10 protein-coding genes and 2 pseudogenes are annotated in these 9,841 nt (G+C 65.5%); 9 read left to right on the forward strand and 3 right to left on the reverse strand.

Going from position 1 to position 9,841, the window contains the following annotated elements; all coding sequences use genetic code 11:
- Positions 1 to 295 (reverse strand): annotated as a pseudogene (locus HG262_RS30030) (SPOR domain-containing protein); the annotation flags it as partial.
- Between the two features lie 63 nt (positions 296 to 358).
- Positions 359 to 1,669: a bifunctional tetrahydrofolate synthase/dihydrofolate synthase gene (gene folC / locus HG262_RS30035; protein WP_169274475.1), complete on the reverse strand. Its 1,311-nt coding sequence runs from the start codon at positions 1,667 to 1,669 to the stop codon at positions 359 to 361.
- 164 nt (positions 1,670 to 1,833) lie between these two features.
- Here folC and HG262_RS30040 point away from each other — a divergent pair, with 164 nt between their 5' ends.
- The 4 genes from HG262_RS30040 to HG262_RS30055 all read left to right on the forward strand — a co-directional run bounded on the left by HG262_RS30040 (position 1,834) and on the right by HG262_RS30055 (position 5,683).
- Positions 1,834 to 2,250, forward strand: coding sequence for a cupin domain-containing protein (locus HG262_RS30040; RefSeq protein ID WP_169274476.1), 417 nt, complete (start codon positions 1,834 to 1,836; stop codon positions 2,248 to 2,250).
- 63 nt (positions 2,251 to 2,313) lie between these two features.
- Positions 2,314 to 3,285, forward strand: a complete 972-nt coding sequence (locus HG262_RS30045; RefSeq protein WP_211187846.1) for a tripartite tricarboxylate transporter substrate binding protein — start codon at positions 2,314 to 2,316, stop codon at positions 3,283 to 3,285.
- Complete coding sequence (locus HG262_RS30050; protein ID WP_169274477.1) at positions 3,282 to 4,517, forward strand: CoA transferase; 1,236 nt, start codon at positions 3,282 to 3,284, stop codon at positions 4,515 to 4,517. Before HG262_RS30045 ends, HG262_RS30050 begins: the two co-directional genes overlap by 4 nt.
- Entirely contained in the window at positions 4,517 to 5,683 is a 1,167-nt protein-coding gene (locus tag HG262_RS30055) for an acyl-CoA dehydrogenase family protein (RefSeq protein ID WP_105559733.1), read from the forward strand. Before HG262_RS30050 ends, HG262_RS30055 begins: the two co-directional genes overlap by 1 nt.
- 37 nt (positions 5,684 to 5,720) lie before the next feature.
- On the opposite strand, the gene HG262_RS30060 is transcribed toward HG262_RS30055, so the two are convergent.
- The gene (locus HG262_RS30060; protein WP_169274478.1) at positions 5,721 to 6,458 is read right to left on the reverse strand and encodes an IclR family transcriptional regulator; all 738 of its coding nucleotides are present in this window, start codon (positions 6,456 to 6,458) and stop codon (positions 5,721 to 5,723) included.
- A 142-nt stretch (positions 6,459 to 6,600) separates the two neighbouring features.
- Between HG262_RS30060 and HG262_RS30065 the strand changes: the two genes are divergently transcribed.
- From HG262_RS30065 to HG262_RS30085, 5 genes and pseudogenes are all read left to right on the forward strand, one after another.
- On the forward strand, positions 6,601 to 6,978 hold the full coding sequence (locus tag HG262_RS30065; RefSeq protein ID WP_169274479.1) for a flagellar protein FlaG: 378 nt from the start codon (positions 6,601 to 6,603) through the stop codon (positions 6,976 to 6,978).
- Between the two features lie 144 nt (positions 6,979 to 7,122).
- Positions 7,123 to 8,505 carry a flagellar filament capping protein FliD gene (gene fliD, locus HG262_RS30070; RefSeq protein ID WP_169274480.1) on the forward strand — a complete coding sequence of 461 codons (1,383 nt, stop codon included), beginning with the start codon at positions 7,123 to 7,125 and terminating at the stop codon, positions 8,503 to 8,505.
- A gap of 18 nt (positions 8,506 to 8,523) precedes the next feature.
- Entirely contained in the window at positions 8,524 to 8,952 is a 429-nt protein-coding gene (gene fliS, locus HG262_RS30075) for a flagellar export chaperone FliS (protein ID WP_169274481.1), read from the forward strand.
- A 49-nt stretch (positions 8,953 to 9,001) separates the two neighbouring features.
- Positions 9,002 to 9,355, forward strand: coding sequence for a flagellar protein FliT (locus HG262_RS30080; protein ID WP_169274482.1), 354 nt, complete (start codon positions 9,002 to 9,004; stop codon positions 9,353 to 9,355).
- Positions 9,352 to 9,841, forward strand: a pseudogene (locus tag HG262_RS30085) (flagellar hook-length control protein FliK); the annotation flags it as partial. The gene HG262_RS30080 and the pseudogene HG262_RS30085, both read left to right, overlap by 4 nt.

The following is a 9,841-nucleotide window of genomic DNA, read 5'->3' on the forward strand; positions in this document are numbered from 1 at the left end:
GCGCGGCGGCTGAACCCGGCGTAGCCGGTGCGGCGGCCTGCGGCTCGCTTACCTGAGGCTGGAAAGGCGTATTGCGTTCCGGCACGCGGATCGGAATGTTGTCGGCAACCGGCACCGGCTGCGAGTCGAGCACCATGGGCAGAATGATGACAGCCGCCAGCACCAGGGCGACAGCCCCTGCCAACCTGCGCCGCGCGCGGCCGCGCAGCTCCGCAGCCTGCACCTCGCTAGGCACTGCCGCCCGTTTGGAGGACTGCGCCTGATCGGCAGGATCTTTGCGTTTGAAAAAACCCATGGAAGAGAATTCCTTGCGGCGCCTTGCGGCAATATGGCGGCGGGCCGCCAAGTCCCGATTTGCCTATGCCTTGCGACCCAGAGCCTGCAAAACCGAGGCCACGGTGAGAAACGACCCGAACACCACGATTCTATCATTCTCGACCGCTCGTTCGCGCGCTGCGGCGAAGGCCTGGGCAGGATCCGCGAAGGCAGCGATGCTGGGACTTTCGGCCCCAGCGGGCGCCGGGGGCAAGGCGGCGGCGACCCGCTCCGCCAGCGCCTCGCCGGAGGAGCCGCGCGGCCCGGGCAGGCCCGCGCAGTACCAGTGGTCGATACGGGTGCCCAGCTTGGCCACCACACCCGCCAGATCCTTGTCGTTCAGCATGCCGAACACCGCGTGGGTGTACGGATGGAAGCCCATGTTGTCGAGGTTCTGCGCCAGCACGGCGGCCGCATGCGGGTTGTGCGCCACGTCCAGGATGACCGAAGGCTGGCCCGGCAGGATCTGGAAACGGCCCGGCAGCGACGCCTGCAGCAGCCCCAGGCGCACGGCCTGCTGCGGCACCGGCAAGCGGTCCCGGACGGATTCCAGCGCCGCCAGGGCCGCCGACGCGTTCAACAGCTGGTTGGCGCCGCGCAAAGCCGGATACGCCAGCGCGCTGCGGCGCTGTTCGCGGCCGCCAAAAGCCCATTGCTGGCGGTCGCCGGAATAGTTGTAGTCGCGCCCGAACAGCCACAGGTCGGCGCCGATCTGCTCGACGTGGTCCAGCAGCGATTGCGGGGGCACCGGGTCGCTGCAGATGGCGGGCCGGCCAGCGCGGTAGATGTGGGCTTTTTCGAAGCCGATCTTCTCGCGGGTGTCGCCCAGCCAGTCGGTGTGGTCGAGGTCGACGCTGGTGACGATGGCGCAGTCGGCATCGACGATGTTCACGGCGTCCAGGCGGCCGCCCAGGCCCACTTCGAGCACGACGGCGTCCAGGTGCGACTGCGAGAACAGGCGCAGGATGGCTAGCGTGGTGAATTCGAAATACGTGAGCGAGATCTCGCCGCGGGCCGCTTCGACCGCCTGGAACTGGGCGATCAGGGCCTCGTCCGAGGCGATCTGGCCATTGACGCGGGCGCGTTCGTTGAAGTCGATCAGGTGCGGGGAGGTATACAGCCCAACCTTGTAACCCGCCGCCAGCAGGATGGCTTCCAGCATGGCACAGGTGGAGCCTTTGCCGTTGGTGCCGCCGACGACGAATTTGACGCCGGACAATTCCAGCTCCATGCGCGCGGCCACGTCGCGGACGCGGTCCAGGCCCATGTCGATCGCGGTAGCGTGGATGGATTCCAGGTACTGGAGCCAATCGGACAGGGTGGCGGCGGCGTCGGGCGGGCGAACAGAGGACATGGCGGGGTCGCAAAGTGAGATCAGCCATGGATTTTAGCAGTCCGCGCACGGTGTTTTCCCTAATCCCCTAGGGCGCGGCACGGTATCCCGGGCGAAAAAGCGCTTGCCGATGTTTTTCTCATACGTGAAAATAAATTTATGTATGAAAATTTGAATGGATGAACATGTCGCAGCAGAACACCCCCAACTGGCTGGTCCGCGAGGCCGACGTTCCGGGCTACCACCCCGCCAACCACACCGGCACGCTGAACCGCCGGCTGATCAGCCCCGAGACCGTCGGCGCGCGCGGCGTGGAAGTGCTACTGGGCGTGATCGACAAAGGCAAAGGCGCCCTGCCGCACGCCCACCCCGGCATCGAACAGGTCTGCTATCTGATTTCGGGCACGGCGCGCGCCCAGGTGCAGGACGAATGGGCGGACATGGGACCGGGGGATTGCTGCTATTTCCCGCCCGACATCCCCCACGTCTTTACCGTGACCAGCGACGAGCCCGCCCGCCTGCTGGTGATCTACACGCCCCCTTATGAAGAATCCCCCGATCGCGTGATCCGCGATTTCCCGGCGCCACCCCCTGCCGCCTGACGGCGCAGCGGCAAGCCGCGGACGAAGAGCCGCGCTTGACCTTACAAAAACTGGAGACAACCCATGCGAAACCTACGCCTGCTGGGCGCCGCGCTGATCAGCGCAGCAGCCGTGACGGCCAGCCCCGCCGCCCACGCCGCCGACTATCCCAACAAGCCCATCACCCTGATCGTGCCCTTCCCGGCCGGTTCGGGCACCGACGCCGTCGGCCGGATCTTCGGATCGGAGCTGTCGGCCATCCTGGGCCAGCAGATCGTCGTCGAGAACAAGCCCGGCGCCAACGCCACCATCGCGGCCAGCTACGTGGCGCGCGCCAAACCCGACGGGTACACGCTCTTCGTCACCACCAACACGTCGCACTCGGCCGCGCCCTGGCTGATGAAGAACGTGCCCTATGACCCGGTCAAGGACTTCACTCCCATCGCGCGCGGCGGCAATCTGCCTTTCATCCTGGTCGTGAACCCGAAGCGTCCGTGGAAAAACGTGGGCGAACTGGTGGCCGACGCCAAGAAGAACCCCGGCCGCATCACCTACGCCAGCGGCAACAGTACCGGCATCGTCGCCGGCGCCACGCTGGCCGACCGCGCCAAGATCGACATCCTGCATGTGCCGTACAAGGGCACGCCGCAGGGCCTGACCGACGTGGTGGGCGGGCAAGTGGACTTCATGTTCACCGACCTGGCCTCCGGCCTGCCCTTCGTGCAATCGGGCCAGTTGCGTGCGCTGGCCGTGTCCACCGCCGAGCGCAGCACTATCGTGCCGGACTTGCCGTCCATGGCGGAAGCCGGCGTGAAGGACTTCGACCTGAACTCGTGGAACGGCTACTTCGGCCCGGCCGGACTGCCGCCGGAGGTCGTCGACAAACTGAATGCCGCGATCAATCAGGTCGTGGCCAAACCCGAGGTGAAGCAGCGCCTGGCTGGCCTGGGCTTCGACGCCTTCTCGAGCACGCCCCAGGCGTTCGCCCAGTTTGTCAGCGAACAACGCGACCTGTGGGGCAAGCTGATCCGCGACGCGGGAATCGAACAGCAATGACGCAGCAAAACGCTTTTGACGCGGCGCCCGGCGCCGGCCCGCTGGCCGGCGTGCGCATCCTGGACCTGAGCTCGGTCGTGATGGGCCCCTACGCCACGCAGGTCCTCGCGGACCTGGGGGCCGACGTCATCAAGGTCGAACCGCCTTCGGGCGACAACATGCGGGCCGTCGGGCCCATGCGCAACCCGGGCATGGGCCACCTGTACCTGCACTTGAACCGCAACAAGCGGTCCATCGTGCTGGACCTGAAAACGCCCGAGGGGCTGGACGCCTGCCTGAAACTGGCCGAAAGCTGCGATGCCCTGCTCTATAACATCCGGCCGCAAGCCATGGCCCGGCTGGGGCTGTCATATGAGGCGGTGGCCGCGCGCAACCCGCGTATCGTCTACCTGGGCGCCTATGGTTTCGGCGAGGCCGGCCCCTACGCGGGCCGGCCCGCCTACGACGACCTGATCCAGGGCCAGACCGGAATCGCCGCGCTGTCCGCGCAACAAAGCGGCGACGTGCCGCGCTACGCGCCGTTGACGCTGGCGGACCGCGCCGTGGGGCTGCACGTGGGTATCGCCCTGGTCTCCGCAGTGCTGCACGCCAAGTCCACGGGACGCGGGCAACCGGTGGAGATCCCCATGTTTGAAGGCATGGCGCACCTGGTGTTGGGCGACCACCTGGGCGGCGCCACCTTCGAGCCCCCGCTGGGCCCGACCGGCTACGCGCGCCTGCTGGCGCCGCATCGGCGGCCTTACGCGACGGCCGACGGCTATATCTGCCTGCTGATCTACAACGACAAGCACTGGCGCAATTTCTTCGCGCTGATTGGCCGGCCGGAACTTGGCCAGGATCCTCGCTTCTGCACCCATGGGGCGCGGGCCGCGCACATCAGCGAGGTCTACGCCTTTGTGGCTGAAGTGATCCGCACGCGCGCAAGCCAGGATTGGCTGGAGGACCTGGCGCGCGCGGACATCCCGGCGTCCCAGCTGTACACGGTGGACGGCCTGCTGCAGGACGAGCATCTGGCCGCCACCGGTTTCATCCGCGAAATGGACCACCCATCCGAAGGCCGGATACGCACCACCGCCCCGCTGGGCCAGTACCAGGGTACGCCGACTTCCCTGCGCCGGCCCGCCCCCAGGCTGGGCGAACACAGCCGCGAGGTGCTGGAGCAAGCCGGTTATGACGCCGCCCGGATCGACGCCCTGGTCGAACGCGGCATTACCCAAGACGGAAACGAATGATGGACTTTGCCTTCACCCCCGAGCAATTGGCGCTGCGCGACGCCGTTTCGCGCATCTGCGACCGCTATCCCGACGAATATTGGCTGGAACGCGACCGCGAAGGCGGCTTTCCCGAACCACTGCACGCCGACCTGGCGCGCGACGGCTGGCTGGGCATCGCCATGCCGCAGGAATACGGTGGCGCGGGCCTGGGCATGACCGAGGCCGCGCTGATGATGCAGACCATCGCCGCCTCCGGCGCCGGCTTTACCGGCGCGTCGGCGGTCCATATGAACATTTTCGGCCTGAACCCCGTGGTGGTGTTCGGCAGCGATGAACAGCGCGCGCGCTGGCTGGAGCCATTGATCGCCGGCCGCGAGAAGGCCTGCTTCGCCGTGACCGAGCCCGACGCCGGGCTGGACACCACCAAGCTGTCCACACGCGCCGTGCGCCAGGGCGACGAATACGTGGTCCATGGCCGCAAGATCTGGATCTCGACGGCGCAGGTGGCCAACAAGATGCTGCTGCTGGCGCGCACCACCCCGTTGTCCGAGGTAGACAAGCCGACGCAAGGGCTCTCGCTGTTCTATACCGACCTGGACCGCGAAAAGATCGAAGTGCGGGAGATCGAGAAGATGGGCCGCAAGGCCGTGGACTCGAACATGCTGTTTATCGACGGCCTGCGCATTCCGGTGGCCGACCGTATTGGGGAAGAAGGCCGCGGCTTTGAATACATCCTGCACGGCCTGAACCCGGAGCGCATCCTGATCGCCGCCGAAGCGGTGGGCATCGGCCGCGCCGCGCTGGACCGAGCCGTGAAATACGCCGGCGAACGCACGGTATTCGGTCGCCCCATCGGACAGAACCAGGGCATCCAGCATCCGCTGGCCCAGGCCTGGATGCAGCTGGAAGCGGCGGACCTGATGGTGTTCAAGGCCGCCAGCCTGTACGACGCGGGCCAGCCCTGCGGGCCCTACGCCAATTCCGCCAAATACCTGGCGGCCGAAGCCGGCTACAACGCCTGCCAGACCGCCGTGATGACGCTGGGCGGCATGGGCTACGCCAAGGAATACCATGTTGAACGCCTGCTGCGCGAAAGCTTCATCCCGCGCATCGCGCCCGTCAGTCCGCAGCTGATCATGTGTTTCATCGCGGAAAAGGTGCTGGGGCTGCCGAAGTCGTATTAAGGCCGTCGGCTGCCGTGCCACCCGGCGCGGCAGCGCCTCAAGCCTGCTGCTCCAGCCCGGTGCAGGCGGCGCGCAGGATGCGCGCGTACGCTTCCTGCTGCGGCTCGATCCGGTAGATCGGGCCGCCCACCGAGATCGCATAGTGTTCGCCCGACAAGGTGACGGGCCACGCGATGGCGCCCACGTCGGCAATGGATTCCCCGCTATTCATGAACCATCCCCGCTGGCGCGACTGCTGGATATCGTCCTCCAGTGCCTGCGGCGTGACGAGCGTGCGCTCGTTGTAGCGGGTCATCGCCATGCCCGAGAGCATCGCTGCGCGGGCGGGTTCCGCCATCAGCGACATCAGTGCCTTGCCCAGCGAATTTGCATGAACGTCTTTGAACTCGCCGGCAACAGGCGCATATCGGATGGTGTGCGGCGAATCCAGCACGTCCAGATAAACCACTCGCCCGTCCTGGGTCAGCTTGGCGAAAACGACCGTTTCCCGCGTGGCGTCCCTTAATTCGACCAGACTGGGGTAGACCCGGTCCAGGACGGGGTCGGCCCGCGCGATGCGCTGGGCCATGGCCAGCAGGCGGCCGGTCGGGTAATAGCCCTGCCGGCGGCCGGTTTCGTACAGGTAGCCCAGCCCGGTCAAGGTGCGGATGAGCGCCAGGCAACTGGAAACGGGGACATCCAGCAGCCGGGCCAGCTCCGACAAGGGCAGCGCGCGTTTTTCGCGGGCAAAGGTTTCGATGATTTCGATAACTCGCAGCGCCGTCTTGACACTCATTGCCCGATCCGAACTGTTTAGCACGTGAAACATCTGCCGCGCCGAGGGCTAAAGTTCCCTGCGGGCATGCCGTTATGGTAGCTGAGAATTCCCTGAAAACAGCGCGTTCCTCCGAGACGCCCACATCGCCGCTGGAGTGATCATGGCCGTAACCCCCTTAGCACCTGCTACGTACGCACACGCTGCGATGACGTCGGCGCATGTCGTGGCCGAACCGGCCGTGAGCGTGACCCCGACCGTGGCAGCGACCAATAGCGGTGCTTCCGACAGCGCCACGTCGGACCAGTCAGACTCGCAGAAGTTGCCCCTGGACAAGGCGCTGGACGAGATCAACGACCAGATGAAAGCCTGGTCCACACAGCTCCAGTTCGAAATCGACCCCAATGTCCATCAGGTCGTGGTGTCGGTCGTGGACGCGGAAACGGGTAAGGTCATTCGCACCATCCCCAGCGAAACCGTGCTGAAAATCGCCAAAATGATCGTGAACATGCAGGGCAATGGCATCAAAACAACTGCCTGATGTGGCATTTAAAACGGCGTTTATCGCCTGTTTTGGCGCCAGTCAGTGAGAAAAGCGCCGAATTAGGCCCGCCTTATGCCCTTACCCGGCCAATCGCCGGCACCGTATTTTTGACAGAATCGCTTCGCAAGAAAGGAATTTCACATGGCCACCATCACCAACCTCGGTTCGACTTCCGGTTTGCCCCTGGAAGATATCCTGACCAAGCTGCAAGCCGCCGAGGATAAACGGCTGAGCCTTTTTTCGGTCCGCCAAGCCAGCTACGAAGCCCGCGTCAGCGCATTCGGCCAAGTGCAAAGCGCTGTCGAGGCGCTGCAAAAGGCCGCCGAGACACTGGGCAAATCGACCACGCTGGATGCCGTCAAGGCCAGTGTCGTGGGCGATGGCCTGAGCGCAACCGTCGGCGCCGACGGCGCCACGGTGGGTGAATACAAGATCAACGTGAAGGCCCTGGCTGCTGCCCAAACGCTGCAATCTGGCGTGGTCGCCGACCGCAAGACATCCAACGGCGCGTCCGGTTCGTTCGAAATTGAACTGGCAAGCGGCGACAAGCGCACCATTGCGCTGGACGACACGTCGCTCGACGGCATTGCCAAAGCCATCAACGCCGACGACAAGGCCGGCGTGCGCGCCACTATCATTACCGACGGCGACGGCGCAAGCTACTTGATGCTCAGCGCCAAGGACACCGGCGAGAAAGCCGCCGTGAAGTCGATCACGGTGACAGGCACGCCCGAGCTCAAGAACATCTTGAACTACAACACGGACGCCAGCGACACCAGCCCGAAAATGACGCAACAGACCGCGGCGGCCGACTCGGAAATCGAAATCAACGGCATCACGGTCAAGAGCGGCAGCAACAGCATCTCGACCGCGATCGACGGCGTCACGCTGAACCTCACCGCCAAGACCGAAGTCGGCAAGACGGTGACGTTGAAGCTGAACAGCGATACGACCGTGGCCAGCAAAGCCGTCCAGGATTTCGTCGCGGCCTACAACGCGCTGCAAAGCACGATCACCAAGCTGACCGCGTTCGACATCACGGCCGAGACCAACCAGGCCCTAACCGGCGACGGCACCACCCGCGGCATCCAGTCGTCGATGTCCAGCGCGCTGCAGGTCTTCACTGGCGAGGGCACGGTACGCTCCATCGCCGACCTGGGCATTTCGTCGGATCCGAAGACGGGCCAGCTGAAACTCGACCAGACCAAGCTGGACAAGGCGTTGGCCGCAAACCCCGCCGACGTCAAGCGCCTGATGACTTCGACCGACGGCCTCGCCGCCAAGTTCGCCACTGCCACCGGCAACGTGCTGGGCGACAACGGTTCGATCAAGGCCAGCAAAGACGGCCTGACGAAATCGATCGCAGACGTGAAAGACCAGCTGGACCGCGCCAAGACCTCCAGTGCGGCTCAGATGGCGCTTATGCGTGCCCAGTTCGTTGCGCTGGACAAGTTCGTGGCGCAGCAAACGGTCACGGCCAACTACCTGACCCAACAGTTCGCAGCCCTGGCTAAATCCAAGTAATTTATAGAAGATGCATTAATGACTTACGCCGCCCGCCGTCCCACTGGCTCCCATTCTGTGCGCTCCTACGCCGATATCGGCCTGGAAACGCAGATCTTGGGCGCCAGCCCGGAACGGCTGATTTCCTTGCTGTACCTTGGCGCCCGGGCAGCGATCGGGCAAGCCCGCATCCATATGCAGGAAGCCAGGGTAACGGAGCGCGGCGCGGCCATTTCGAAGGCGATCAAGATCGTCGACGAAGGCCTGAAGACCGGACTGAACATGGAGGCGGGCGGGGAAATCGCAGAGAATCTTGCCCGCCTCTACGACTACATCGTCCGGACGCTTTTGATGGCGAATCTCAAGGCGGACGCCGAGCAGCTTGAAATTGCCGATCGCCTGTTGGCGGATCTGGCCGAGGCTTGGCAGACTTCCATCGACCGCCCCATGGGCGGCACGCAGCCTTGATGGCACGGCGCAAACGAACCCAGCCCGCCAGCAAACGCCCGAGATTTCCATGACGTCCCTTACCCAGCCCACCACTCCCATCCTGGAACGCTACCAGGAGATAGCTCTCGTCACAGGCGAAATGCTCGCGGCCGCCCAGGCCGGCGACTGGGATGCTGCGATGGTCCATGGGCAGCAGTATTGCGAGCAGGTCGAACGGCTGCGCGCGACCGAGCGCACCGTCCCCCTTGATGATGCCGCGCGCGCGATGAAGTACGACTTGCTGGTGCGCATCCTGGAAAACGATGCGCTGACGCGGGATCTGGCGCTGCCGCAATTGGCCCGGTTGGGCGAGCTGCTGGGACGCATGAAGCGCCAGCAGACGCTGCTGTCCGCCTACGGCAACCGGACGCCTGAAGAATGAGCGTAGGCCCCGCCGCACTCGGCAACGTCCTGGTGCAGCGGTTGGACGCCGTGCTTGGCACGACGATGTCCGCCGCCAACGCCAACCAGGTCTCCGGCGCGCGCCCCGACGCCGTCAGCCAGCCCGGAGGTTTGGAGAAGCCCGGATCGTCGGACGGCTCCCCCCGCGATTCCCGGCAAGGCATACAGACTGGCGGCGCCCGAGGCGACCGCCAGAATACTGTCGTCGACGCCAAGACGGCCGCCGCCCTGGCGCTGGCCGCCCGCGGCCTCGTCACCAGCAGCGACACCACGGCATCCGCCCCGACGACGCTGGGTACGACCGCCCGGACGATTCTTGCCTTGCTGGCCCAATACCCCGAAGCCGCGCCCGCCGTGCAGGGGCGCGCCCCGCTTTGGAACGCCAACGGCACGGCGGGGCAACCCGCCGGCCAGGCCACCGCCGGCCAAGCCGAGCCAGGCACAGGCCAACCCCCGCCCGCCGCGA

Origin of the sequence: Achromobacter sp. Bel (assembly GCF_012928505.1) — a bacterium.
Taxonomy (GTDB): domain Bacteria; phylum Pseudomonadota; class Gammaproteobacteria; order Burkholderiales; family Burkholderiaceae_B; genus Achromobacter.

Bases quoted from the DNA above. Each gene is read 5' to 3' on its own strand.
- HG262_RS30060 (WP_169274478.1), bottom strand. From the start codon at position 6,458: ATGAGTGTCAAGACGGCGCTGCGAGTTATCGAAATCATCGAAACCTTT.
- folC (WP_169274475.1), bottom strand. From the start codon at position 1,669: ATGTCCTCTGTTCGCCCGCCCGACGCCGCCGCCACCCTGTCCGATTGG.
- HG262_RS30080 (WP_169274482.1), top strand. From the start codon at position 9,002: ATGACGTCCCTTACCCAGCCCACCACTCCCATCCTGGAACGCTACCAG.
- fliD (WP_169274480.1), top strand. From the start codon at position 7,123: ATGGCCACCATCACCAACCTCGGTTCGACTTCCGGTTTGCCCCTGGAA.
- HG262_RS30045 (WP_211187846.1), top strand. From the start codon at position 2,314: ATGCGAAACCTACGCCTGCTGGGCGCCGCGCTGATCAGCGCAGCAGCC.
- HG262_RS30050 (WP_169274477.1), top strand. From the start codon at position 3,282: ATGACGCAGCAAAACGCTTTTGACGCGGCGCCCGGCGCCGGCCCGCTG.
- HG262_RS30065 (WP_169274479.1), top strand. From the start codon at position 6,601: ATGGCCGTAACCCCCTTAGCACCTGCTACGTACGCACACGCTGCGATG.
- HG262_RS30055 (WP_105559733.1), top strand. From the start codon at position 4,517: ATGGACTTTGCCTTCACCCCCGAGCAATTGGCGCTGCGCGACGCCGTT.
- HG262_RS30040 (WP_169274476.1), top strand. From the start codon at position 1,834: ATGTCGCAGCAGAACACCCCCAACTGGCTGGTCCGCGAGGCCGACGTT.
- fliS (WP_169274481.1), top strand. From the start codon at position 8,524: ATGACTTACGCCGCCCGCCGTCCCACTGGCTCCCATTCTGTGCGCTCC.